The following is a 23,641-nucleotide window of genomic DNA, read 5'->3' as shown; positions in this document are numbered from 1 at the left end:
CCACTTGCCGTGGCATTCGACCTCACCCCCACCGCGGCGCAGCATGACCTCGCACGACGGACGCACGTGTTCGCCGAACAGATCGTCCGGCCAGTCGCCGCCGAGTACGACCAGCGGCAGGAGTTTCCGTGGCCGGTGCTCGAAGAAGCGGCCAGCCAGGGCTTCTACAGCCCGCTGTTCTATCGCGACCTGATCGGTGACCCCACGGGACTGTCCCTTCCGATGTTCATGGAGGAGCTGTTCTGGGGCTGCGCCGGGATCGGCTTGGCCATTGTCATGCCGGCACTCGCACTGTCGGCGATCGGTCAGGCGGCCTCGCCGGAACAGATGCTGCGATGGGCGCCCGAGTGCTTCGGCACCCCCGGCGATCTCAAGCTAGCCGCGCTGGCGATCTCCGAACCCGAGGGCGGCAGCGACGTACGCAACCTCCGCACATATGCCGTCCGCAGCGGGCCCGGCGTGGACGCGGACTGGATCATCGACGGTCACAAGATGTGGATCGGCAACGGCGGCATCGCCAATGTGCACGTCGTCAACGCGGTCGTCGACAAGGACCTCGGCCACAGGGGGCAGGCCCTGTTCGTGGTGGAAGGCGGCACCCCCGGGCTGGAAATGGTGCGAAAACTCGACAAGCTCGGTTGCCGCGCCTCACATACCGCCGAGCTCAGGTTCAACGGCGTCCGGGTGCCTGCCGGCAATCTGCTCGGCGGTCACGAAAAACTCGAGCAGAAGCTGGCCCGGGCTCGCGAGGCCGTCGCGGGCGCCGCGCATTCGGGTTCGGCCACCCTGGGAACCTTTGAACAGACTCGTCCGATGGTCGCCGCGCAGGCACTCGGAATCGCCAGGGCCGCATTGGAATACGCCACCGAGTACGCCAACCGCCGCATCGCCTTCGGCGGTCCGATAATCGACAATCAAGGCGTCGCGTTTCCGCTCGCCGACCTGGCCACCCAGATCGATGCCGCCCGGCTGCTCACCTGGAGGGCGTCCTGGATGGCCGCCACCGGCGTGCCGTTCGAGCGCGGCGAGGGCTCGATGTCGAAGCTGGCCGCCAGCGAAGCCGCGGTCAGAACCACCGAACGGGCCATCCAGACGATGGGCGGCTGGGGCTACGTGACCGATCACCCTGTCGAGAAGTGGTACCGGGACGCCAAGCTCTACACGATCTTCGAGGGCACCAGCGAGATCCAGCGGATCGTCATCGCACACGCTCTCGGCGCCGCCGACGGAAAGCCTCCCCTGCATGTTGATCTGGAACCGTCGGGCGGGCCGTTGAATCGGTGGTTCGGTCGCGGCACGCCGCTGCGCACCCGCGCGGCCGGTGCCGCACTGTCCGCGAAGGACCACGTACCCGAACCCCTCATGCGCCTGGCGATGAAAGCCTTACGGCCGCCCCGCAGGTGAACCGGGCCAGATAGATTCCACGTCCATGACCGTCACCGTCGACGAGATCGAAGTCGCTGACCCACCGGACGCCTGGACGCGAGCGGGATTCAGTGTTGATCCCAGCGGAGACGCCGGCCCGGTCTGCCGGATCGGCGGCGTTCGCATCCGGTTGGTCGGGGGCGACCGCGGCACCGGCATCATCGGGTGGTCGTTGCGCGGCCTGCCGCCGCAGGGGTCGGTCGATGACCTCGACGGCATCCCCACCGTTCGGTCCACCACGGCCACCGCTGAGCCGGCCCCCCATCCCAACGGCGCCATCGCCATCGACCACGTCGTGCTGCTGTCCCCTGACCTCGGGCGCACGATCTCCTCGCTGGCCGCCATCGGCGTGGCCCCGCGCAGGGAACGTGACGCCGAACTCGGCGGGCGGCGGGTCCGCCAGGTCTTCTTCCGGCTCGGGGAGGTGATCCTCGAGGTCGTCGGTTCGCCGGACACGGCGAGCGACGGTCCCTCAAGGCTCTGGGGAATCACCTACGTGGTGAACGACATCGACGCGAGCGCCGAGTTCTTCGGCGACCACACCACTCCCGTCAAGGACGCCGTACAGCCGGGCCGCCGGATCACCACGGTCCGCCACAAGGACTTCGGAATGTCGGTCCGGACGGCGGTGATCTCGGCTACTCGTGATCGTTGACGTGTGTCGGGCCGCCGACCATCGCGCGCCGTTGCCTATCCTCAGCGCATGACCGACGCCGGACACCTGAGCAACGACGTCGTCGTCGTCCACACGGACGGCGGGTGCCGACCGAACCCCGGCCCGGGCGGCTGGGGCGCGGTGCTGCGCCACCGTGAGAACGTGCGCGAGATGTACGGCGGGGAGCCCGGGACCACGAGCAACAACCGGATGGAGCTGATGGCGCCCATCATGGCGCTCGAGGCGCTCACCAGGCGTGTGGTGGTGCACCTGCACACCGACAGCACCTACGTCCGCAACGGCATCACCAAGTGGGTGCTCGGCTGGGAACGCAACGGCTGGCTGACCGCCGCGAAGCAGCCGGTGAAGAACGTCGACCTCTGGCAGCGACTGCAGGCCGCCTGCGCACAGCACGAGGTCGAGTGGTTCTGGGTGAAAGGCCATTCGGGTGTCGCCGACAACGAACTGGCCGACGAACTCGCGACCCGGGGACTTCAGGAAGCGGTCGACGGTTCCCGCGGTCTGGTTTCCTGACTCCCAGACCACCGGCGGAGATGCAGGTACGCCGTCATCCACGAGATTCAGAAAAACTCCTGGAACGGTGATCACCGCCGCGTTCCTCGTCCATCCGCGGAAAGAGGGGCGCTCCCCGCAATGGGCGGTAGTCAGCGGCTGCAAAGGCTGCTGCGGCCGCCGACATCAACGCCAGGATGAGGGCCGGCTGGTGGCCGGCCTGAGCGGGGAAATCGCCAAACAACAGCCAGGCCAGCGTCAGTGTAGTGATGACCCCCAGACCATCAGTCGCGCCGACAATCGAAACATCCGGCCTGTTCAGGCCGATCCGTCCGCCCGTGATCGCGGTGGTCAACGCACACGCGGCCAAGGCCAGGCAAAGCGGATAAGTGAGCTTCCATAACCCCCACGCGGTGCGATCGGCGTCCTGAACCTGGTCCCACGGCAGAAACAATGCGACCACCATCAAGGCGCCGGCTGCGCCGCAGACCAGCCGTCGAAGCAAGTTGGTCATTTCGTCCTCCTGACCGTCATACCAGTGATGGTTGAGGTCAGAGGTCGTGCTGTCGATTACCCAGAGGTAATGGAGCAGCGAACCCGACGCAGCTACAGTCGGTGCGAATGGCGACCACCAGCTCTGCTCCTCAGGTCGGGCCGCTGCTGCGGGAGTGGCGGCAACGGCGTCGACTGACCCAGCTCGAGCTTGCACTCGACGCAGGCGTGTCGGCCCGCCATCTGAGCTTCGTCGAGACCGGCCGCTCCAAGCCCGGGCGAGACATGCTGCTGCGCCTCGGAGAACGGCTCGAAATCCCGTTCCGCGAACGCAACCGGCTACTGCTCGCCGCCGGGCATGCTCCCGCATTCCCCGAACATCCTTTCGGCGCACCGGAACTCGCTCCGATCCGCGAAGCGCTGGAGCGGATTCTGAAAAGTCACGAGCCGTATCCGGCGGTCGTCTTCGACCGCAATTGGAACCTGGTCGCCGCAAACGCCGCCATACAGCCGCTGGTCGCGACCATCGACCCTGCTCTGCTGAACCCGCCTGTCAACGTCCTCCGCGTCGGCCTGGAATTGATGCCGCAGATCATCAACGCCCACGAGGTCATGTCCTACTTTCGTGATCGGATTCAGCGCCAGCACGCCGCCACCGCCGACCACCGGCTCGCGCAGCTCCTGGAGGAGTTCGAGAACTACCTGCCCGACGAAGACCAGGGTGCGGCAAGCGAATCCGCCTTCACGCAGAATCTCGGTCCGGTCAGGGTCCGGGCACCCGGCGGCGGCGAGTGGTCGTTCTTCGGCATGTTCGGCACCTTCGACATGCCGTTCGAAGTCACGATCTCCGAACTGGCCATCGAGTTACTCTTTCCCGCCGATCGCGCGACTGCCGATGCGTTTGAATCGCTGGCTCGATAACGCAACGAGAGTCCGCGTTGCGTCTGTTCCTAGGACTCCCAGACCACGTCATCCGGCGTCTTGTCAGGCCGCAGACCGCGCCAGCTCGGCTGACGCAGCCGGTGGTCACTGGTGCGCTCGCTGTAGCGGACCTCCCCCACCAGCTCGGGCCGCACGAACGTGACCCCTTTGGCGTCCAGCTTCGGCAACGGCTTGTCGAACGGCGACTGGTCGGTGTGCAGGGGGGCCAGCATGCCTTTGAGCTTGGCCAGTTCCTTCTCGGTGAAACCGGTGCCGACGCGCCCGGCGAACTGCAGGCCGCCGGGGCCGGGCACGCCGAGCAGCAGCGCGCCGATGCCGCTGCTGCGTCCGCCCTCGCCCTGACGCCACCCGCCGATCACCGCTTCCTGCGTGTTCCAGATCTTGTCCTTGATCCAGGAGGCCGACCGCCGGCCCGGCTGATACGTCGAGTCCCGCTTCTTGGCCACCACACCCTCGAACCGGTGCTCACGGGCATGGTCCATGGCCTCCGGGCCGTCGCCGGGCAGCGGCTCGGGAACGATCAGCCCGCCGCCGGCGGCCAACGCCTCCAACAGCTTTCGCCGGTCGGTGTACTTGGCGCGCAGCAAGGACCGGCCGTCGAGCCACAGGATGTCGAAGGCCCAGAACTCGACCCGCGTGGAGCGGGCCCGGTTCTGCATCTCGCCGAAGCTGGGCACCCCGGAGTCGTCGAGGGCCACCACCTCGCCATCGAGCACCACGTGGTGGTCGGCGAGATCGGCGGCCACTGCCTGCAATTGCGGGTACTCGGCGGTGACATCACGTCCGCGGCGTGAACGCAGTTGCAGGCGACCATGATCGGCCTCGACCAGCAGCCGGTATCCGTCCCATTTGCCCTCGAACGCCCATTGCGTGGCCTTGAGTTTCGCGACGGACCCCTCGGTGGCGAGCATCGGCGCGAAGTCCCTGGGTTCTGGCGTGGCCGACTTCTGGTCCTTCATCCGGTGCGCCAGCCAGTTCTTGCCCTCGGTCTGGATCAGCGCATAGCGGCCGTCGATGCGATTGCCGCTCAGGGTGAAGATCACCTCACCGTTGCGGGCCTCCGGATCGTCTGTGACGCGGAATTTCTCGGCCTCGTAGGTGCCGGTGTCCCAGATCTCCATGTGCCCGGCGCCGTACTCCCCCTTGGGAATCCCACCGTGAAAGGTCAGGTACTCGATCGGATGGTCCTCGGTGTGCACGGCAAGGTGGTTCACCGCGGTGGTCTCGGGCAGGTTCTTGGGAACCGCCCAGCTGACCAGCACGCCATCGCGTTCCAGTCGCAGGTCGTAGTGCAACCGTCGGGCATGATGCTCCTGGATCACGAACCGGTCGTTGTTGCCGGTCGCCGGAATGTCCCGGGGCACCGGCTCGGGAGTCTTGGCCGCGTCGCGCATGCTGCGGTAGGTGGTGAGCTTGTCGGCCCGCGGTGCATCCTCGTCCAATCCGGACAGCAGGTCGCCGTCATCGGAAACCCGTTGCAGCACTTCATCGAATCGCAGATGACGCAGATCCGGTTCGTCGATCTCCTCCCATGTGCGGGGTGCGGCGACGGTCGGGTACTCCCGACCACGCAGCGAGTACGGAGCGATCGTGGTCTTGGCTCCGCTGTTCTGGCTCCAGTCCAGGAAGATCTTCTGGGCACGGACGCTGCGGGTCATGGTGGCGGTGACCAGTGTGGGCATCGACTGTTCGAGTTGTTGGGCCACCCGCTTGGCCAGCACCGAGGCACCGCGGGAGCTGATCGGCTCGGCCAGAGGCACATACAGGTGCAGGCCCTTGCTACCGCTGGTCAGCGGATACGTCGTCAACCCGATGTCACCCATCAGGTCGCGCACCGCCTGGGCCACCTCGCACAACTGCGGCATGGTGACCCCCTCTCCCGGATCGAGGTCGAACACGATGCGGGTGGCCGGGCCCTGACTTCCGTCGGAGCCGAACCGCCATTGCGGCACATGCACTTCGAGTGCTGCCTGCTGCGCAATCCAGGCCAGACCTTCGCGGGTGTTGATGATCGGGTAGGTGGTGGTGCCCGACTTGTGCGCGATGGTCCCGCGCTCGAGCCAGTCGGGAGCCGAAGACGCCAGCTGCTTTTCGAAGAACGCCGCCTCCGCGACCCCGTTGGGCCAACGCTTTCGGGTCACCGGGCGCCCGGCAATGTGCGGAAGCATCACCTCGGCGATGCTCAGGTAATAGTCGAACACCTCGGCTTTGGTGGTGCCGGTGGCGGGATAGAGCACCTTGTCCGGATTCGTCAGCCGAACCCGCTCATAGCGCTCCATGACGCCCCTCCATGAGGCAAACGTATACCCACATCGAAGACACGGGCCCCGTCGACGTGTGAGCATGTGCAGATGGCGCTGAACCGTGTGCACAGTTTGCTCCCGCGATTGGCCGTGGCCGTATTGATGCCCGCGGCGGCCGTTTTCAGCGGTCCGGCTCCTGCGGCATCGGCCGACCCCTGCTCGGACGTCGAAGTGGTGTTCGCCCGCGGCACCGGGGAGCCACCCGGGATCGGCCGGGTGGGCCAGGCGATGGTCGACCGGCTGGTGCCCCAGATCGCGCCACGCAGCGTCGGCGTGTACGCGGTGAACTATCCGGCTGGGCTCAACTTCCTGACGACCGCGGACGCGGCGAACGACGCGGCCGGACATATCGCCTGGCTGGCCGACCAGTGCCCAGACACCCGGGTGGTGCTGGGCGGGTTCTCGCAAGGTGCGGCGGCGATGTCGATGCTGGCAGGCGTACCGCCGATCGGTGACCGGATCGGCACGATCGGTTCGGCTCCGGCGTTGCCGCCCTACAGCGCCGACCGGGTGGCCGCGGTCGCGGTGTTCGGCAATCCCGGCAACAGATTCGGCACGCCGCTGTCGAGCACCGGGCAATTCGCCGGGCGGGCCATCGATCTGTGCAGTCCCGGCGATCCGATCTGTGTCGAGGGCGGACGTGTCCGTGCGGCGCACAGCGCGTACGAGCTTCCGCCGTATCCCGATCAGGCCGCGGGCTTCATCGCCGGACGGCTCTAGCCGAACCACCTACCATGGAGCCATGAGCCGAGCCCTGGTCATCGGCGAGGCGTTGATCGACGTCGTCGAGAGCGACGGCAGGATCAGCGGCGAATACGTCGGCGGCAGCCCACTCAACGTCGCTGTGGGACTGAGCCGATTGGGCCGCGGCGTCGACTTTCTCACTCACATTGCCAATGACGACCGCGGCAAACGCATCGTCGAATACGTGGAACATTCTGGGGTACAACTGGTTTCGGGTAGCACCAGCGCCAGCCGGACCCCGACTGCGTTCGCCACCCTGGACGCCGCCGGATCGGCCCACTATCGCTTCGACATCGACTGGCAGCTGGCCGGCACGCCCGAGGTCGCGACCCCGCTGCTGGTCCACACCGGCTCCATCGCCACCGTGCTGGAACCGGGGTGTCGTGCCACCGCCGCGCTGCTCGATGCCTACCGCATGTCGGCGACCATCAGCTTCGATCCGAATGTCCGGCCGGACGTGATCCAAGACGACGACATCGCCCGCGGGCGCGTCGACCGGCTCATCGAACGCGCCGACATCGTCAAGGCCTCCGAGGACGATCTGCGCTGGCTGGACCCCCGGCACTCCCCCGAGCAGATCGCGCGGGCCTGGCTGGAAGCCGGCCCGTCGATCGTCACCGTAACCTCGGGTGAGCGCGGCGCGTTCGCGGTGTGCCGAGCCGGATCGGTGTCGGTTCCCGCGCGCGCGGTGCAGGTGGTGGACACCGTCGGGGCCGGCGACGCGTTCATGACGGGCCTGCTCGACGCGTTGTGGTCGATGGGACTGCTCGGCGCCGACCGCCGTCGTGACCTTTCCCGGATCGGCACCGAGGCCCTCGAAGACATCCTGAAGTCGGCCGCGCTTTCCGCGGCGATGACGGTCGCTCGACCCGGCGCCGACCTGCCGGATCGTGCGGCGCGTGACGCCGCGGCGCAGCCCTGAGCGCCGTCACGGCCGCCTGATCGCACCCGCGATGAGCTCGGCCACCGTGTCGGCCTGAGTTTCGGGCAGGCGCGCGTATCCGCACACCAGACCCCGGGCGCCGGGCGGACCCGTGAAGTACGCGGACAGGGGGGCGACGGTGACACCCCGGTCACCGAGGGTGGCCGCGATCGCGGTGTCGTCGATCCCGTCGTCCAGCCGCAACACCAGGTGCAACCCCGCCTCGACACCCTCCAGCCGGAGGCCCGCGCACCGGCGCCCGAGCGCACCGACCAGCGCCGACCGCCGCGCCGAGTACGTGCGTGCCGCCCTCGCGAGGTGTCGGGTCAGTGCACCCGACTCGATGAACCGGGCCAACGCGAAAGTGGTCACTCCACAGACTGATTCGCCACTGCGCTCCAGGGTGTCGGCGACGGCCTCCCGCAGCCTCGGCGGCGGCAGCAGCCAGGCCAGCCGCAGCGCGGGGGTGAGGACTTTCGAAGCAGTCCCGATGTAGACCACGCAGTCGCGCCCGCCGTCGATACCTCGCAACGCCGGCAGCGCAGACACGTCGTACCGGAACTCACCGTCGTAGTCGTCCTCGATGAGCAGTCCGCCGGTCCGGATCGCCCACTGCACCAGGCGGGCACGACGAGGTACGGGAAGTCGTGCCCCTAGCGGATACTGATGCGCCGGAGTGCAATACACGGCCGAATCGGAATCGCGCAGCGAGTCCGGATCGAGTCCGTCGCCGTCCAGCGCCACCGTGCGCGTTCGGGCCCCGGACATCTCGAACGTCCGTCGCGCCTCGTCGTAGCCCGGTTCCTCGAACGCGATATCCCGCCCGGTCAGCCCGGCCGCCGCGGTGACGGTGCGCAGTGCCGACGCGACGCCGGGGACGATGACCAGTTCTCCCGGGTCGGCGACGATGCCACGGGTGCGACGCAGATGCCCGGCCAGGGCGCGACGGAGCTCGGCATGCCCATCGGGCCCCGCCGCGGTGGCGGGCACGGGTGCGGCCGCGGCGGCTCGCCAGGCGCGCCGCCAGTCGGTCGTCGAGATCAGTCCGGGATCGGGGTGCCCGGGGGTGAGATCCCACGCGGGCGGCTGTTGTTGACGGGGAGCGAACGGGGCCACAGCCGTGACGACACCCGCGGTGACGTGTGATGCGGCGCCTGCGTGGGCCGCGGCGTCGGCACCTGCGGAGATCCGCGTACCCGATCCGGGCCGAGCGGTGGTGTAGCCGGCCGCGGCGAGCTCGTCGTAGGCGTCGACCACGGAGGAGCGCGCCACCCCGAGGTCGGCAGCCATGCTGCGTGTCGACGGCAGCGCGTCACCGGGACCGAGCCGGCCCAGTCGGATCTGCTCGATGACGGCCGCCGCGATGCGTTGTCGCAGCGGCGACTCGTCAGTGGGGAGCCGCAACGCCAGGTGCAGCTCGGGTGCATGACGCGCCATGCGATCACAATAGTGGTCTGGGATTCTTGTCTAGTTCTGGACCTTTTCGGCATGCCGGAATGCCCGCAGAATTCACTCCGTGAAGGAGATCAGGAGAGAACGCGAGCGCGCCCGCACCGACCGGGCCGCCCTCGACTCGGTACTCGACGCCGCGGCCGTCGGCACGCTCGCGACAGTGCTTGACGGACAACCGTGGGTCGTGCCCATGCTGTACGCCCGCGACGGTGACCGGGTCATCCTGCACGGGTCGACGGGCGCGGGCGCGCTGCGGCATGTGGCGGCCGGGGCGCCCGCCGCCTTCTGCGTCACGCTTCTCGACGGAATCGTCGTGGCGGACACGCTTTTCGACTCGACAGCCAACTACCGGTCGGCCGTCGTACGCGGGCACCTGACCGTCATCGACCCGACCGACGCGGCCTACGCACTGGACCTGATGAGCGACTCGCTGATCCCAGGCCGCAGTTCTGAGGTGCGGTCCAGCACCAAGCGAGAACTCGCCGCGACACTCGCGATCGCGCTGCCGATCACGCCCGACGGCTGGACGGTCAAGGTGCGCGACGCCCCGCCGGCACCGCCGGACGACGCGGCCGACTCCGGCGGATGGGCCGGCGTGGTGCCCCTTCGGACCGTGGCCGGAGACCCGATTCCCGCGCCGTGGGTGGGTGCGGACGTCGACGCGCCCGAGTCCGTGCATCGCCTGGTCAACGGCACCTGACCCGACGCACCGATCCGGTGGTTCTTCGCGCAGTCGCCGATATCAAGCCATACTGGGCAAATGCGATCCATCTGGAAGGGTTCGATCGCCTTCGGCCTGGTGAACGTGCCGGTCAAGGTCTACAGCGCCACCGAGGACCACGACATCAAGTTCCATCAGGTCCACGCCAAGGACAACGGGCGCATCCGCTACAAGCGCGTCTGCGAGGTGTGTGGCGAGGTCGTCGAGTTCCGCGACATCAACAAGGCGTTCGAATCCGACGACGGGCAGATGGTGGTGATCACCGACGAGGACATCGCCACACTGCCCGAAGAACGCAGCCGCGAGATCGAGGTCGTCGAGTTCATCCCGGCCGACCAGCTCGACCCGTTGATGTACGACAAGAGCTATTTCCTGGAGCCCGACTCCAAGTCGTCGAAGTCCTATGTGCTGCTGGCCAGGACGCTCGCCGAGACCGATCGGGTGGCCATCGTGCACTTCTCGCTGCGCAACAAGACGCGGCTGGCCGCGTTGCGGGTCAAGGACTTCAGCAAGCGCAACGTCATGGTGATCCACACCCTGCTATGGCCCGACGAGATCCGCGACCCCGACTTCCCGGTGCTGGACAAGGAAGTCGAGATCAAGCCGGCCGAGCTGAAGATGGCCGGTCAGGTTGTGGAGTCGATGACCGACGACTTCAAACCAGACCAGTTCCGCGACGACTACCAGGAACAGCTGCACGAGCTGGTCCAGGCCAAACTTGAAGGCGGAGAGGCTTTCTCGGTCGAGGAACAACCGACCGAGCTCGACGAGACCGAGGACGTGTCCGACCTGCTGGCCAAACTCGAGGCCAGCGTGAAGGCGCGCGGCGGCGCGGCGAAAGAACCGGCCAAGAAAGCCCCCGCGAAGAAGGCCCCGGCCAAAAAGGCTCCCGCCAAGAAAGCGGCAGCCAAGAAGTAGCTCAGCGGCGGCAGTCCAGATCCACGTACACCGTGATGTACTGCAGATTCTGTCCGGGGTTGAACGACGTGATGCTTGCCGCGCCGGTCGGTATCTGCGGTGCGGTGACCGAACGCCCCTGACGGACGGCGCTCACCGTGCAGTCGTCGAGGGCTTTGGTGCCCACCTTGCTCAAGATCACCCGGTAGCCCTGGCTTTCGAGGTCACTGATGGTTTGGCTCGCCGTCGACTCGGTGGGCGCGGCGGCGGCCGGCGCGGCAACCGCCAGCCCCAGCCCGCACAGCCCGGCACCGGCGACACACACGCTTCTCAAGTTCCGTTTCACTGGGTTCAGCCCGTCCTCTCGGTTTCGGTGAAGTGGGCTAAACCTAAAACGCCGAATTCCGTTGTCGGACAATCTCATACCGAATCCACACCGGTTAACACGCAGCGAACTCCGCCGAAATACGGCGTTAACATGAGCGGTCTCGGGGCGCCGTCAGGCACGTACGTCGACGCGCAAGACCTCGTGTTCGTCCAGGATCCGGCGTAGTGCCGCGTCCATGGGATGGGCGGATTCGAGGTCGTGACTACACCGACGATCGACCGCGACCACCGTGCCCAGACTCAGTGGTGTGCGCTCGACCTGATCGACGAATGCGTCGAACATCGTGTGCGGTGTCGCCAGGTAATAGAGACCGTGACGGGCGTCGGCGAAACGCGCGCCGTACATCAGGCCGCACTGGGTGATGACGAACAATTCCGACGCCGGGTGCACATGATGGCCTTGATGACCCAACTCCTCCTCGCCCCACACCTCCGCCGCCAGACGAGCCTGGGCCAAGCGGTCCTGCAGGTCGTCGGTACACGCGAGCAGGCGGTGGATGAGCGTGCCCGCCGTCGACGGGTACTGATGGATCGCGGGTTTGAAATACCGCGCGAAAACATCGCCGAAGAAGTCGTCTCGCTGCTGGGTCATCGCCGCTCCCCACCTTGAACTGACCACTCCAGTGTGCGCCCGCCATGGTGGCCGCGGTGCGGCTTTGGCCAACGCACCGCGAGAGGCCAGAGAACACACAGGGCGACTAGAACGTGTTTCAGAAATGCCCCACGGCCGTCCGCTCACCCTGCTAGCGTGGCGCCGAGCAAGCGAACGGAGTGCACGTGATTCTGGACAGATTCCGACTGGACGACAAGGTTGCGATCGTCACCGGAGCCGGCCGCGGACTGGGCGCTGCCACCGCCCTGGCATTCGCGGAAGCCGGTGCGGACGTGGTCATCGCGGCCCGTACCCAGGCGCAACTCGATGCGGTCGCCGAGCAGATCGCCGAGACGGGGCGCAAGGCGCACGTCGTCGTCGCCGACCTGGCCCATCCCGAGGCCACCGCCGAACTCGCGGCCATTGCGGTCGAGGCGTTCGGGAAACTAGACATCGTCGTCAACAACGTCGGCGGCACCATGCCGGCGCCGCTTTTGAACACCTCCACCAAGGATCTGCGCGACGCGTTCACGTTCAACGTGTCGACCGCGCACGCGCTGACGTGTGCGGCCGTGCCGCTGATGCTCGAGCACTCCGGCGGCGGCAGCATCATCAACATCACCTCCACGGTGGGGCGCCTGGCCGGTCGCGGATTCGCCGCGTACGGCACCGCGAAGGCCGCCCTCGCCCACTACACCCGGCTGTCCGCACTGGACTTGAGCCCCCGCATCCGAGTCAACGCCATCGCGCCCGGCTCGATCCTGACCTCGGCCCTCGACATCGTCGCCTCCAACGAGGCGCTGCGGGACCCGATGGAGAAGGCCACGCCGCTGCGCCGCCTGGGCGATCCGGCCGACATCGCCGCCGCCGCCGTGTACCTGTCCTCCCCCGCGGGCAGCTACCTCACCGGCAAGGTGCTCGAGGTCGACGGCGGCCTGAACATGCCCAATCTCGACCTGCCCATTCCCGACCTCTGAGGAGCACAATGACCATTCGCGTAGCGGCAGTCGGTACCGGAAACGTCGGCAAGCATGCGCTCAAGCAGCTCGTCGTCAATCCGGACTACGAACTCACCGGCGTATGGGTGTCTTCATCGGCCAAGGCCGGAAAAGACGCCGGAGAGCTTGCCGGCCTTGATGTTTCGACGGGCATCCTGGCCACCGACGACCTCGACGCAATCCTGGCCGACAAGCCGGACTGCGTGGTCTACACCGCCCTTGCCGACAACCGGCTGCCCGAGGCCCTCGAGGACTACCGGCGCATCCTGGCGGCCGGCGTCAACGTGGTGGCCAGCTCCGCGGTATTCCTGCAGTACCCGTGGCAGGTGCTACCGGCAGAGTTGATCGAGCCCATCGAGACCGCCGCCGAGGCCGGCGGTGCCAGCATCTTCGTCAACGGCATCGACCCCGGTTTCGCGAATGACCTTCTGCCCCTTGCTCTTGCCGGCACCTGCCAGCAGATCGAGCAGATCCGGTGTATGGAGATCGTCGACTATGCGACCTACGACAGCGCCGCGGTGATGTTCGACGTGATGGGCTTCGGCAAGCCGATCGACGAAACTCCGATGCTGCTGCAACCCGGCGTGCTGACCCTGGCCTGGGGTTCGGTGGTCCGTCAGCTGGCCGCCGGCCTTGGCATCGAACTCGACGAGGTCACCGAGGAGCACACCCGGGTGCCCGCGCCGGAGGACTTCGAAATCTCAGCCGGTCACATCCCCGCGGGTACCACTGCCGCATTGCGTTTCGAGGTGCGCGGCATGCGCGACGGCAAGGCCGCCGTGGTGTTGGAGCACGTGACGCGACTGCGCGACGACCTGTGCCCCGAGTGGCCGCAGCCCGCGCAGGAGGGCGGCTCATACCGCGTCGTGGTGACCGGTGAGCCGTCCTACCACCTGGACCTGCGCCTGAGCAGCCCCAACGGCGATCACAACCATGCGGGTCTGGTCGCCACGGCCGCGCGGGTGGTGAACGCGATCCCGGCGGTGGTGGATGCCAAGCCTGGTATCCGGACCACTCTCGACCTGCCGTTGATCACCGGCCGCGGTCTGTACGCCGCCGGATAGAACCTCGCTGGAAGGGGGGCCGGACCACGGAATCCGAGTCGCCGGGCAACGCTCAGGTCGACTCGACACCGCCGCAGCCCGGCTATGGGATGTTCCCCTGGGATGACGATTTTTTCGTGTCCTGACCAGCGCTGACAGCGCTATTCAGACGTAGACTTGCTCCAGGATCGGAGTAGGTCATGACGAACATCGTTCGGTACCTGGCTGCATTGCTGGCGGTGCCGTGTTTGGCGATTCTCACGGCCCCGGCCGGCTCGGCCGCACCGCAGTGCACCAACACCTCACCGAACACCACGCAGTGCCAGACCAACGGCAGCACGCAGATCATCACGTCACCGCCCGCCATGAGGAATTACGGCCCCTGGTACGGCCCGGTGTTCGGCTTCGGAGGCATTGGCATCGGTTGGTGACACCCTTTGTAACCACCCCCGACCTGGCTTGACCAGAAAGTTTCGGCTACCCTAACTTTTCTATTCGAGAACCCGGATGGAGAGTTGGGCCGTTGTTAGAGGAAACCAAGGCACGCAGCCTGCCAAGCTGGCTGCTGCTCGGGCCTGCCTTCGTCGCCGCGATCGCCTACGTCGACCCCGGCAACGTGGCCGCCAATGTCAGCGCGGGAGCGCAGTTCGGCTACCTGCTGGTCTGGGTGATCCTGGTGGCCAACGCGATGGCCGGCCTGGTGCAGTACCTCTCGGCCAAGCTGGGCCTGGTCACGGGCCGCTCGCTGCCCGAAGTGGTCGCCGACAACACCCGCACCCCGACCCGCATCGCCTACTGGATACAGGCCGAATTGGTCGCCGTCGCAACCGATCTCGCCGAGGTGGTCGGCGGGGCGATCGCGCTGCACCTGCTGTTCGATCTGCCGCTGCTGCTCGGCGGCATCATCACCGGCCTGGTGTCGCTGTTGCTGCTGAGCGTGCAGAACCGCAGTGGACAACGTGTGTTCGAGAGGGTGATCACCGGACTACTGCTGATCATCGCCATCGGCTTTCTCACCAGCCTGTTCGTCGAACCTCCCCCGGCCGCCGAGGTGGCGTCCGGGCTGATCCCCCGGTTCGAAGGGGCAGAAAGCCTGCTGCTGGCCACCGCGATGCTCGGCGCCACGGTGATGCCGCACGCCGTCTACCTGCACTCAGGGCTGGCCCGAGACCGGCACGGGCAACCCGAGCCCGGTCCCCGGCGGAGACTGCTGCTGAAAGTGACGCGCTATGACGTCGGGCTGGCGATGCTGGTGGCCGGCGCGGTGAATCTGGCCATGCTGCTGGTCGCGGCGACCAACCTGCAGGGACGCGACAACACGGACTCCATCGAAGGCGCCCACGCCGCGGTCCGCGACACCCTCGGCCCGACGGTTGCCCTGCTGTTCGCCATCGGACTGCTGGCCTCCGGTCTTGCGTCGACCTCTGTTGGTGCGTACGCGGGCGCGATGATCATGCAGGGACTGCTGCGTCGTTCCTACCCACTTCTGTTGCGCCGGCTGGTCACCCTGATCCCGGCTCTGGTCATCCTGGCCATCGGCGTCGACCCCAGCCGGGCGCTGGTGCTCTCGCAGGTCGTGCTGTCGTTCGGCATACCTCTCGCTCTGATTCCACTGATCCGGCTGACCAGCAACGCGACCCTGATGGGCGAGGACGTCAACCACCGCATCACCACGGCACTCGGCTGGGCTGTGGCCGGATTGATCAGTGTGCTCAACGTGGTCCTGATCTATCTGACAGTCAGGGGCTGAGTGCTCCACCCCTACTTCGCCTACGGCTCGAATCTGTGCGTGACACAGATGGCCCGGCGCTGTCCGGGCGCGGTCGACCCCAGGCCCGCCCGCCTCGACGGCCACAGCTGGCTGATCAACCAGCGCGGCGTGGCCACCATCGAACCGATCGGCGCAGCACATGTGCACGGCGTCTTATGGCAGGTCACCGACCACGACCTGGCCGCGCTGGACCGCGCCGAGGGAGTGCCGGTTCGCTACCGCCGAGACCGGCTGACCGTGCACACCTCCGGCGGGCCTGAGCCGGCCTGGGTCTACATCGACCATCGTGTGCAACCCGGGCCGCCGCGGCCGGGCTATCTGGAACGCATCCTGGCCGGCGCGGCGCACCACGACCTTCCGCACGCCTGGGTCGAGTTCCTGGGCCGCTGGGCGGGTTAGTCGCTGACCACAGCGGCCGCCAATTCGCTTATCACATCTTCGATTTCGCCCCTACACCGCCAGGCCCGGCGCTGACGCATCGCGCCGTTACCCTCGGCGACGACGCGGCCGAGCTCGCCACGCACCATCTCGTAGTCGCCCAATGCCACCAATGCCGGGCGCACCGTATCGACGAATCTGTCGAGCAGTTCCCGCGCCGGGACCGTCGACTGATCCCCCAGCAGATCGATGCCGTCGCCGTCGAGGCCATCGCGAGCGGCCTTCCAATGGGCCGCGCGGATCTGGCAATCCGCCAGGCGCGGAGTCGATTCGCCATCGTCATGGGCCGTCATCGCCGTCATCACCCCGGCCCGGATCAACGTGGCCAGCAGCACCGTCTCGGCCACCGTCGCGGGCACATCGGACACCCGCACCTCGACCGTAGGGAAATTCGCCGACGGCCGGACATCCCAATAGATCATGCCGTCGTCCAGCGCCGCGCCGGCCCGCTCGAGCATGGCGACGGCGGCGTCGTACTGCGCGGCCGAATCGAAGTACGGCGGAGGCCCTGAGCTGGGCCACCGCGACCACAGCACACTGCGGAAGCTGGCATAGCCGCTGTCGGTGTTGCGATAGATCGCCGAATTGGCGGTCAGCGCCAACAACACGTGCAGCCACGGCCGCAGCCAGTTGCTGACGTGGATCGCGGCCTCACGGTCGGGCACCGCGACATGGACATGGCAACCGCAGATGCCCTGTTCGTGGGCGATCATGCCGAACCGGTGGGCGATCCTGCGGTAGCGCGCGGTCGGCGTGACCGGGAATTTGTGCGGCACGGTCGGCGGCAGCGCGGCGGCCAGCAGCTGCGCCCCGCTGGCGGCGGCGGCCTCGGTGGCAATCCGGCGCAACCTTGTCAGCTCGGAGCGCAGCGCGCTGCTGCTGTCCATCACGTCCGTGGTGGTCTCGACCTGACAGCTGGTCAGCTCCAGCTGCAGGTCCACCCCGTGCGCGGCGGCACTGGCGGCGACTTGCCTGTTGCGGGCGATCGGTTCGCCGCTCTGTGGATCGATGAGCAGGAACTCCTCCTCAACGCCCATCGTCGGATGACTCGTCACGGCTCAGAATTGCCCGCCGCAGACGCCTCCAAACCTGGGACGGCCCTGCCTAAGATCGGGTGATGCCCAACGATTTCCGCTTTGGCGTCAGCCTGCGAACCGCCGAATCCCAGTCGCAGATTGCCGACGCCGCCCGGCGTGCCGAAGACCTCGGCTTCCACGTGCTCAACGTGCCCGACCATCTCGGTGCGCCTGCCCCGTTCCCCACCCTGACCGCCGTCGCCGCGGCGACCAGCACGCTCCGCGTCGGGACGTTCGTGCTCAATGCCGGCTTCTACAAACCGGCGCTGCTGGCGCGCGATGCCACCGCCCTGCGGGATCTGTCCGGAGGCCGGTTCGACCTCGGGCTCGGCGCGGGCTACGTGCGCGAAGAGTTCGACGCCGCAGAACTGCCCTTCCCCAGCGCACGCGAACGCATCGACTATCTGCGTCACACCACCGAGTACCTGCGCGAGCATGCACCCGACATCCCGATCCTCATCGCGGGCAACGGGGACCGGCTGCTGACCCTGGCCGCCCAGACCGCCGACATCATCGGCCTCACCGGTGGTGACCGGGTCCACGACGGCGACAGTGACCCGTTGGCCGACCGAATCTCTTTCCTGCGCAACGCTGCCGGTGACCGGTTCGACGAGCTGGAGCTCAACATCGCAGTCACCGCGATGCCTGCGCCCGGCAGCGAGATGCCGATTCTCAACGTGCCCCGCCATTTCCTGCCGGGGCTCAGCGACGAAGAGCTGCTACGGCATCCCGGAGTGCTGTCGGGGTCGGTCAGCGCCATCGCCGACCGCATTCGCGGCCTGCGCGAGACGTACGGGATCACCTACATCATCGTGCAGATCGCCCACGCCGAGGCATTCGGAAAGGTGATCGCCGAACTCCGGTAGAAATCCGTCCCATCCGGGGCGGTGCCGGCACCGAATCCATGGTGTGGAGCAGATTCATCCTGGCGGACGGTCAGTCGCCGTCATCGGCAGCGGCGTCGCCGGCCTGACCGCCGCATACGTTCTTTCGGCGCGCGACCGGGTCACCCTCCTGGAGTGCGACGACCGCTTCGGCGGACATGCTCATACCCAGCATGTCGTCGAGGACGGCCGCACCGTCGCCCTCGACACCGCCTTCCTGGTGCACAACGACCGCACCTACCCGACTCTGTGCCGCCTGTTCGATGAGCTGGGAATCCGTACGCAGAACACCGACATGTCGATGTCGGTGCGCGACGACGGCACCGGGCTGGAGTACGCCGGTGCACGCGGCCTCGGCGGCTTGTTCCCAGCCTGGTCCAACCTGACCCGGCCGCGTTATCTGCTGATGCTGGGCGAGATCACCCGATTCCACCGCCTGGCAACCCGGCTGCTGGACCGGCCGGCCGGCAGCGACGAGGAGAGCCTGGGCGCGTTCATCCGGCGCCACGGATTCTCCCAGTACTTCATCGACCGGTTCATGAGCCCACTGGTAGCGGCGGTCTGGTCGTGCCCGCCGGGTGAGGCGCTGGACTATCCGGCCCGTTACCTGTGCGTCTTCCTTCAGCACCACGGCATGCTGTCGGTCTTCGGCTCCCCGACGTGGCGCACGGTGCAGGGCGGGTCGGCCACCTACGTCGACGCAATCGTGTCCCGATTGCACGAGGCGGTCACCGGCGCGCACGTGCGATCAGTGCGCCGATGCCCCGATGGCGTTTCGGTCACTGTGGACGGCCGCGAGCCCCGGCAGTTCGATGCCGTCGTCATCGCCGCACACCCCGGCGAGGCGCTGTTGATGCTGGCCGAACCCACCGGTGCCGAACGATCCGTCCTCGGAGCCATCCCCTACCACCTGAACCAGGCGCAACTGCACACCGACGAGTCCCTGCTGCCACGCCTACCGCGGGCGCGAGCATCCTGGAACTACCTGATCGACCCCTTCAATCGCGCAGTCACCGTCACCTACGACATCACCAGGCTGATGCGGTTGGGCGGCCCCCGTCGTTACCTGGTCACACTCGGCGGGGCCGATCGGGTCGACCCCTCGACCGTGTTGTCCGAGATGCTCTACAGCCATCCGGCTTACACAGCTGAATCAGTTGCCGCTCAACAACTCCTGCCTTCTCTCAACGACGACCGGGTGGTGTTCGCCGGCGCCTATCACGGCTGGGGATTTCACGAGGACGGCGCCTTGTCAGGGTGGCGGGCCGCCCAGCGGCTGGGAGCCCGATGGGCCGGCCGGTCGGCACCGGAGCCGCTGGCATGCTGACTCCCGCCATCTACCGAACCCGGATAACCCATCTCCGCCAGGCCCCGGTGCGTCATCGTTTCACCTACCGCGGGTACAGCTGGTACGTCGATCTGGACCGGATGCCGCGCCTACCCCGCTGGCTGAGCCCGTTCGCCCGGTTCGAGGCCGGCGACCACTTCGCCGGAACCCCGAAAGACTCACTGCGTCAACGCGTTGATGCGTTTCTGCGGTCGCACGATGTGGACCTCGGGGGCGGCCGCGTTACCGCTCTCCTCCAGGCCCGGGTGCTGGGATATGTGTTCAACCCGTTGAGCCTGTACTGGTGCCACGACGCCGGCGGCACGTTGCGCTTCGTCGTGGCCGAGGTGCACAACACCTACGGCCAGCGCCACGCCTATCTGCTGCCCGCAGGTGGTCCCGACCGAGTCCCCAAGCGGATGTATGTCTCTCCGTTCAATGCCGTCGACGGCCACTACCGGGTCCGTGCTCCCGAACCCGCTGAGCACGTGGACGTGACGATTTCCCTTCATCGCCAAGGCCATCCGGCCTTTGTCGCCACGCTACGCGGTGACCGCAGGGCGGCGAGCGCAGCGCAGGTCATGCGCCTTCAGCTGGCCGCGCCGCTGGCCCCGCTGGCAGGGGCGCTCGCCATCCGGATCGAGGGGATCAAGTTGTGGCTACGCCGGGTTCCCGTGATACCCCGGCCCGCCGACGAATGCACCGCCGCCGACCGAGGAAGGGCCCTGTGAGCATCGAGACCGAGACGCGCTCCGGCATCGACCCGAACCGCTGGCCCGACGTGGCGCGGCCACCGAGCGGACCTGCCGCCGTCATCGCCGGCGCCGCGGCCGGGCGGCTGCTGAAGCGGGCCGCCGCCACGTTGCCGGTACGGCTGGCGCTGCCCGGCGGAACCGTCATCGGGGCGGCCGACCCGACGTTGCCCACCATGGTCATCGACCAGCCGGACGCTCTCACCCGCAGGATCGGCCGGTACGGCCTGATCGGGTTCGGTGAGTCATACATGGCCGGTGAGTGGCATTCCACCGACCTCGTCGGATTGCTCACCGAGTTCGGAAGATCGATGAGTGATCTGATTCCTGCTGCACTGCAACGATTCCGGAGCGTCACCCTGCCGCGGTCACCGCGTTCCCAGCACAACGAGCCCGCACAGGCCCGGCGGAACGTCTCGGCGCACTACGACCTGTCGAATGAGCTCTTCTCCGAGTTCCTCGACGAGACGATGACATACTCCAGTGCACTGTTCGAGCACCTGCCTGCCACTCCGGCCGTACTGGCAGATGCCCAGCGCCGCAAGATCGACCGACTGCTCGACGCGGCCGGTGTCGGGCCGGGCAGCCGGGTACTGGAGATCGGGACCGGGTGGGGTGAGCTCTGTATCCGTGCCGCCGCGCGCGGCGCGCAGATCCGGTCGATCACCCTGTCGTCCGAGCAGCAGCGGCTGGCCCGGCACCGGGTGGCGGCCGCCGGCCTGGCCGACCGCGTCGACATCGACCTGTGCGATTACCGCGACGTCGACGGCTGCTACGACGCCGTGCTTTCCGTCGAGATGATCGAGGCGGTCGGATATCGATTCTGGCCCACTTACTTTCAAACCCTCGACCGCCTGGTACTCCCGGGTGGCCGGATCGCGATCCAGGCGATCACGATGCCGCACGACCGCATGCTGGCCACCCGCGACACCTACACCTGGATACAGAAGTACATCTTCCCGGGCGGGCTGCTGCCCTCGACCGAAGCGATCATCGGCCTGACCGAACGCGGTACCCGGCTGCGGACGGTCGACATGATGTCGCTGCGTCCGCACTACGCCGAGACCCTCCGGTTGTGGCGTGAGGGCTTCCTCGCGCGCCGCGACGCGCTCACATCACAGGGATTCGACGATGTGTTCCAGCGGATGTGGGAGCTGTACCTGGCCTACTCCGAGGCGGGATTCGCCGCCGGCTATCTCGACGTCTACCAGTGGACCTTCGCGCCGACGGGAGGACACCGGTGAACCTGCTCGTGATCGCCACGGTTTCGCTGGCCGCACTGGCCGTGGTGCACGGGGCCACGTTCTTGATCGGCCGAAACCTCGGGCGGTACAACGTGGTCGACGTGGCCTGGGGTGTCGGTTTCATCGTGGTCGCCGCGATCAGCGCTGTCCTGGGCAACGGCGATCCCTTCCGCCGCATCCTGATCCTATGCCTGGTCGGGCTCTGGGCGGGCCGGTTGTCCTGGCACATGGTGCTCAAATCGGCAGGAAAGGGTGAGGATCCGCGCTACCGGCAGCTGCTCGGCGGCGACTTCTCGGTCGGCCACGTGCTGCGCAAGATATTCGTGATCCAGGCGGCCGCAACGTGGTTCGTCTCGCTACCGGTGCAGCTGTCGGCCACGCTCGGACCGACGCCCCCTGCCCTGCGGCCGGTTCTGATTGCCGGCGTGACGATCTGGGCCGTCGGGCTGGCCTTCGAGGCCATCGGCGACCACCAGCTACGCCGGTTCAAATCCGACCCGGCCAACAAGGGCGCGATCATGGACCGCGGCCTGTGGGCCTGGACGCGCCATCCCAACTATTTCGGGGACAGCTGCGTGTGGTGGGGGCTGTGGCTGGTGAGCATCTGCGGCTGGGTATCGCTGGTGACAGTGCTGTCTCCGGTGCTGATGACTTACTTCCTGGTGTACGCGACCGGTGCGCGCCTCGCCGAGAAACACATGGCGGGCCGGCCGGGGTTCGCGGAATATTGTTCGCGCACTTCGTTTTTCATACCGACACCACCGAGATCTGGATAAACATGACGGAGCAGGTCCCGGTGGCTAGGCTGATGCGGGTGACCGCCGAACTCGACGCGTTGCTACACCGGGTGGCCCGACAGGACGTCGATGCCTTCGCCGCGCTGTACGACCAGACGAGGTCCAGGGTGTTCGGCCTGGTCACGCGGGTTCTTCGGGATCCGGGATACAGCGAGGAAACCACCCAGGACATCTACCTTCAGGTGTGGCACGCCGCTGGCACCTACAACCCGGCCGCCGGTTCCCCGATGGCCTGGCTGATGACGCTGGCACACCGGCGCGCGGTGGACCGGGTGCGCGCCGAACAAGCCGCCAGCCGGCGTGAGTCCCGCTACGGCGCGAGCAACGTGGAGCCGCCCGTCGACCACGTCGCCGACTCGGTGATCACCCGGGACGAGCAGCGCAGGGTCGCCGACTGCCTGTCCTCACTGACCGAGGACCAGCGCGAATGCATCCACCTCGCCTACTACGACGGGCTGACCTACAGCCAGGTGTCCCAACGGCTGACCGCCAACCTCGCCACCATCAAATCCCGGATGCGTGACGCGATCCGCGGCCTCCGCAACTGCCTGGGGGCGGCATGACCGACCCGCTGGACCCCGAACTGACGACGCTGGCCACCCCGTACGCACTGCACGCGGTATCGGACGCCGAACGCACCGAGATCGAACAGCGCCTCGTGGCTGCACCGCCGGAGGTCGCCGCGCAGTTCGCCAGCGAGGTACGGGACGTGCGCGAGACCATGGCCACCGTGGCGGCGGGCACCGCGCTGGAGCCGCCCGCAGAACTGCGGGACCGGCTGATCGCGGCGGTGTCGGCGGGTGCGCTGCGGCCCACCCGGCACCGGTGGCGCACCGCCGCGCTGGCCGCCGCGGCCGCCGTCGTGGTCGCCGTCGCAGGCATCGGTATAGGCATCGCGACGCGGCCGGCCCCCACACCGTCGGCCGCCGAACAGATCTTTGCCGCCCCTGACGTGCGGACCGTCTCCGGCGCGATCCCCACCGGCGGAACCGCGACGGTGGTGTTCTCCCGCGAACGCGACGCCGGCGTGCTGGTGATGAACGGGGTCACGCCGCCGGAGACCGGCACCGTCTATCAGATGTGGCTGCTGCGCGAGGGCGGACCGGAATCAGCGGGCACCATGGACTCGGCGGCCGTGGCACCGTCGACCACAGCGGTGCTACCGAACCTCGGTGACGCGTCCGCACTGGCTTTCACCGTGGAGCCGGGCACCGGTTCGACGGCGCCGACCACTCCGATCTTCGCCGAGCTACCCCTGCGGTGACA

Annotated in this window: 25 protein-coding genes and 1 pseudogene; 20 read left to right on the top strand and 6 right to left on the bottom strand. The window is 67.6% G+C overall.

Going from position 1 to position 23,641, the window contains the following annotated elements; all coding sequences use genetic code 11:
* The first annotated feature begins 9 nt into the window (after positions 1-9).
* The 3 genes from ACNQVK_RS10600 to rnhA all read left to right on the top strand — a co-directional run bounded on the left by ACNQVK_RS10600 (position 10) and on the right by rnhA (position 2,614).
* Positions 10-1,404, top strand: a complete 1,395-nt coding sequence (locus ACNQVK_RS10600; RefSeq protein ID WP_418029484.1) for an acyl-CoA dehydrogenase family protein — start codon at positions 10-12, stop codon at positions 1,402-1,404.
* Positions 1,405-1,429: 25 nt separating this feature from the next.
* Positions 1,430-2,080, top strand: coding sequence for a glyoxalase (locus ACNQVK_RS10595; protein WP_418029483.1), 651 nt, complete (start codon positions 1,430-1,432; stop codon positions 2,078-2,080).
* Positions 2,081-2,146: 66 nt separating this feature from the next.
* Positions 2,147-2,614, top strand: coding sequence for a ribonuclease HI (rnhA, locus tag ACNQVK_RS10590; RefSeq protein ID WP_110918182.1), 468 nt, complete (start codon positions 2,147-2,149; stop codon positions 2,612-2,614).
* 34 nt (positions 2,615-2,648) lie between these two features.
* Here rnhA and ACNQVK_RS10585 read toward each other — a convergent pair whose 3' ends face one another.
* Positions 2,649-3,107 (bottom strand): hypothetical protein, encoded by a 459-nt coding sequence (locus tag ACNQVK_RS10585; protein WP_418029482.1) that lies wholly within the window; start codon positions 3,105-3,107, stop codon positions 2,649-2,651.
* A gap of 107 nt (positions 3,108-3,214) precedes the next feature.
* Here ACNQVK_RS10585 and ACNQVK_RS10580 point away from each other — a divergent pair, with 107 nt between their 5' ends.
* The gene (locus tag ACNQVK_RS10580) at positions 3,215-4,006 is read left to right on the top strand and encodes a helix-turn-helix domain-containing protein (RefSeq protein ID WP_409548675.1); all 792 of its coding nucleotides are present in this window, start codon (positions 3,215-3,217) and stop codon (positions 4,004-4,006) included.
* A 29-nt stretch (positions 4,007-4,035) separates the two neighbouring features.
* Here the strand turns inward: ACNQVK_RS10580 and ACNQVK_RS10575 are convergent, their stop codons facing one another.
* Positions 4,036-6,306, bottom strand: a complete 2,271-nt coding sequence (locus tag ACNQVK_RS10575; protein WP_418029481.1) for an ATP-dependent DNA ligase — start codon at positions 6,304-6,306, stop codon at positions 4,036-4,038.
* 126 nt (positions 6,307-6,432) lie between these two features.
* On the opposite strand from ACNQVK_RS10575, the gene ACNQVK_RS10570 reads away from it, so the two are divergent.
* Positions 6,433-7,050 (top strand): cutinase family protein, encoded by a 618-nt coding sequence (locus tag ACNQVK_RS10570; RefSeq protein WP_211158769.1) that lies wholly within the window; start codon positions 6,433-6,435, stop codon positions 7,048-7,050.
* A gap of 22 nt (positions 7,051-7,072) precedes the next feature.
* The gene (locus ACNQVK_RS10565) at positions 7,073-7,996 is read left to right on the top strand and encodes a carbohydrate kinase family protein (RefSeq protein ID WP_418029480.1); all 924 of its coding nucleotides are present in this window, start codon (positions 7,073-7,075) and stop codon (positions 7,994-7,996) included.
* 6 nt (positions 7,997-8,002) lie between these two features.
* Here the strand turns inward: ACNQVK_RS10565 and ACNQVK_RS10560 are convergent, their stop codons facing one another.
* Entirely contained in the window at positions 8,003-9,433 is a 1,431-nt protein-coding gene (locus tag ACNQVK_RS10560; protein WP_418029479.1) for a PLP-dependent aminotransferase family protein, read from the bottom strand.
* Between the two features lie 79 nt (positions 9,434-9,512).
* On the opposite strand from ACNQVK_RS10560, the gene ACNQVK_RS10555 reads away from it, so the two are divergent.
* Together ACNQVK_RS10555 and ACNQVK_RS10550 are read left to right on the top strand one after the other, a co-directional pair.
* The gene (locus ACNQVK_RS10555; RefSeq protein WP_418029478.1) at positions 9,513-10,148 is read left to right on the top strand and encodes a pyridoxamine 5'-phosphate oxidase family protein; all 636 of its coding nucleotides are present in this window, start codon (positions 9,513-9,515) and stop codon (positions 10,146-10,148) included.
* 60 nt (positions 10,149-10,208) lie between these two features.
* Entirely contained in the window at positions 10,209-11,087 is an 879-nt protein-coding gene (locus tag ACNQVK_RS10550; RefSeq protein ID WP_418029477.1) for a Ku protein, read from the top strand.
* 1 nt (position 11,088) lies between these two features.
* Here the strand turns inward: ACNQVK_RS10550 and ACNQVK_RS10545 are convergent, their stop codons facing one another.
* Together ACNQVK_RS10545 and ACNQVK_RS10540 are read right to left on the bottom strand one after the other, a co-directional pair.
* The gene (locus ACNQVK_RS10545; RefSeq protein ID WP_418029476.1) at positions 11,089-11,391 is read right to left on the bottom strand and encodes a hypothetical protein; all 303 of its coding nucleotides are present in this window, start codon (positions 11,389-11,391) and stop codon (positions 11,089-11,091) included.
* Between the two features lie 174 nt (positions 11,392-11,565).
* Positions 11,566-12,045, bottom strand: coding sequence for a glucose-6-phosphate dehydrogenase (locus tag ACNQVK_RS10540; RefSeq protein ID WP_418029475.1), 480 nt, complete (start codon positions 12,043-12,045; stop codon positions 11,566-11,568).
* A 185-nt stretch (positions 12,046-12,230) separates the two neighbouring features.
* On the opposite strand from ACNQVK_RS10540, the gene ACNQVK_RS10535 reads away from it, so the two are divergent.
* The 5 genes and pseudogenes from ACNQVK_RS10535 to ACNQVK_RS10515 all read left to right on the top strand — a co-directional run.
* The gene (locus ACNQVK_RS10535) at positions 12,231-13,022 is read left to right on the top strand and encodes an SDR family oxidoreductase (RefSeq protein ID WP_418029474.1); all 792 of its coding nucleotides are present in this window, start codon (positions 12,231-12,233) and stop codon (positions 13,020-13,022) included.
* Between the two features lie 8 nt (positions 13,023-13,030).
* Positions 13,031-14,107, top strand: a complete 1,077-nt coding sequence (locus ACNQVK_RS10530; RefSeq protein WP_418029473.1) for a diacylglycerol kinase — start codon at positions 13,031-13,033, stop codon at positions 14,105-14,107.
* Positions 14,108-14,286: 179 nt separating this feature from the next.
* Entirely contained in the window at positions 14,287-14,517 is a 231-nt protein-coding gene (locus ACNQVK_RS10525; RefSeq protein WP_409548668.1) for a hypothetical protein, read from the top strand.
* Positions 14,518-14,609: 92 nt separating this feature from the next.
* On the top strand, positions 14,610-15,836 hold the full coding sequence (locus ACNQVK_RS10520) for an Nramp family divalent metal transporter (protein ID WP_418029472.1): 1,227 nt from the start codon (positions 14,610-14,612) through the stop codon (positions 15,834-15,836).
* Positions 15,837-16,247: pseudogene (locus ACNQVK_RS10515) on the top strand (gamma-glutamylcyclotransferase family protein); the annotation flags it as partial.
* A 5-nt stretch (positions 16,248-16,252) separates the two neighbouring features.
* Here ACNQVK_RS10515 and ACNQVK_RS10510 read toward each other — a convergent pair.
* Entirely contained in the window at positions 16,253-17,350 is a 1,098-nt protein-coding gene (locus ACNQVK_RS10510; protein WP_418029471.1) for a glutamate--cysteine ligase, read from the bottom strand.
* Between the two features lie 62 nt (positions 17,351-17,412).
* On the opposite strand from ACNQVK_RS10510, the gene ACNQVK_RS10505 reads away from it, so the two are divergent.
* Genes ACNQVK_RS10505 through ACNQVK_RS10475 form a run of 7 tightly spaced genes read left to right on the top strand, consistent with a single transcriptional unit; the run spans position 17,413 to position 23,639 of the window.
* Entirely contained in the window at positions 17,413-18,237 is an 825-nt protein-coding gene (locus ACNQVK_RS10505; RefSeq protein WP_418029470.1) for an LLM class F420-dependent oxidoreductase, read from the top strand.
* 52 nt (positions 18,238-18,289) lie between these two features.
* Complete coding sequence (locus ACNQVK_RS10500; RefSeq protein WP_418034096.1) at positions 18,290-19,582, top strand: NAD(P)/FAD-dependent oxidoreductase; 1,293 nt, start codon at positions 18,290-18,292, stop codon at positions 19,580-19,582.
* On the top strand, positions 19,576-20,313 hold the full coding sequence (locus ACNQVK_RS10495; protein ID WP_418029469.1) for a DUF1365 domain-containing protein: 738 nt from the start codon (positions 19,576-19,578) through the stop codon (positions 20,311-20,313). The genes ACNQVK_RS10500 and ACNQVK_RS10495 overlap by 7 nt, the downstream gene beginning before the upstream one ends.
* Entirely contained in the window at positions 20,310-21,578 is a 1,269-nt protein-coding gene (locus ACNQVK_RS10490; protein ID WP_418029468.1) for a class I SAM-dependent methyltransferase, read from the top strand. The genes ACNQVK_RS10495 and ACNQVK_RS10490 overlap by 4 nt, the downstream gene beginning before the upstream one ends.
* Positions 21,575-22,354, top strand: a complete 780-nt coding sequence (locus ACNQVK_RS10485; protein ID WP_418029467.1) for a DUF1295 domain-containing protein — start codon at positions 21,575-21,577, stop codon at positions 22,352-22,354. Before ACNQVK_RS10490 ends, ACNQVK_RS10485 begins: the two co-directional genes overlap by 4 nt.
* 2 nt (positions 22,355-22,356) lie before the next feature.
* Positions 22,357-22,938: a sigma-70 family RNA polymerase sigma factor gene (locus ACNQVK_RS10480; RefSeq protein ID WP_418029466.1), complete on the top strand. Its 582-nt coding sequence runs from the start codon at positions 22,357-22,359 to the stop codon at positions 22,936-22,938.
* Positions 22,935-23,639, top strand: coding sequence for an anti-sigma factor domain-containing protein (locus ACNQVK_RS10475; RefSeq protein ID WP_418029465.1), 705 nt, complete (start codon positions 22,935-22,937; stop codon positions 23,637-23,639). The genes ACNQVK_RS10480 and ACNQVK_RS10475 overlap by 4 nt, the downstream gene beginning before the upstream one ends.
* The last annotated feature ends 2 nt before the right edge of the window (positions 23,640-23,641 follow it).

It is taken from the genome of Mycobacterium sp. 134, from assembly GCF_048282715.1.
GTDB classification, from domain to species: Bacteria; Actinomycetota; Actinomycetes; order Mycobacteriales; family Mycobacteriaceae; genus Mycobacterium; species Mycobacterium septicum.
The sequence above is the reverse complement of the archived record's forward strand: the minus strand, read 5'-3'. Positions and strand labels throughout refer to the sequence as shown.

Coding starts and splice junctions, on each gene's coding strand:
- ACNQVK_RS10585 (WP_418029482.1), bottom strand. CDS start 3,107: ATGACCAACTTGCTTCGACGGCTGGTCTGCGGCGCAGCCGGCGCCTTG.
- ACNQVK_RS10595 (WP_418029483.1), top strand. CDS start 1,430: ATGACCGTCACCGTCGACGAGATCGAAGTCGCTGACCCACCGGACGCC.
- ACNQVK_RS10530 (WP_418029473.1), top strand. CDS start 13,031: ATGACCATTCGCGTAGCGGCAGTCGGTACCGGAAACGTCGGCAAGCAT.
- ACNQVK_RS10580 (WP_409548675.1), top strand. CDS start 3,215: ATGGCGACCACCAGCTCTGCTCCTCAGGTCGGGCCGCTGCTGCGGGAG.
- ACNQVK_RS10570 (WP_211158769.1), top strand. CDS start 6,433: ATGCCCGCGGCGGCCGTTTTCAGCGGTCCGGCTCCTGCGGCATCGGCC.
- ACNQVK_RS10550 (WP_418029477.1), top strand. CDS start 10,209: ATGCGATCCATCTGGAAGGGTTCGATCGCCTTCGGCCTGGTGAACGTG.
- ACNQVK_RS10540 (WP_418029475.1), bottom strand. CDS start 12,045: ATGACCCAGCAGCGAGACGACTTCTTCGGCGATGTTTTCGCGCGGTAT.
- ACNQVK_RS10560 (WP_418029479.1), bottom strand. CDS start 9,433: ATGGCGCGTCATGCACCCGAGCTGCACCTGGCGTTGCGGCTCCCCACT.
- ACNQVK_RS10565 (WP_418029480.1), top strand. CDS start 7,073: ATGAGCCGAGCCCTGGTCATCGGCGAGGCGTTGATCGACGTCGTCGAG.
- ACNQVK_RS10505 (WP_418029470.1), top strand. CDS start 17,413: ATGCCCAACGATTTCCGCTTTGGCGTCAGCCTGCGAACCGCCGAATCC.
- ACNQVK_RS10525 (WP_409548668.1), top strand. CDS start 14,287: ATGACGAACATCGTTCGGTACCTGGCTGCATTGCTGGCGGTGCCGTGT.
- ACNQVK_RS10575 (WP_418029481.1), bottom strand. CDS start 6,306: ATGGAGCGCTATGAGCGGGTTCGGCTGACGAATCCGGACAAGGTGCTC.
- ACNQVK_RS10495 (WP_418029469.1), top strand. CDS start 19,576: ATGCTGACTCCCGCCATCTACCGAACCCGGATAACCCATCTCCGCCAG.
- ACNQVK_RS10480 (WP_418029466.1), top strand. CDS start 22,357: ATGACGGAGCAGGTCCCGGTGGCTAGGCTGATGCGGGTGACCGCCGAA.
- ACNQVK_RS10475 (WP_418029465.1), top strand. CDS start 22,935: ATGACCGACCCGCTGGACCCCGAACTGACGACGCTGGCCACCCCGTAC.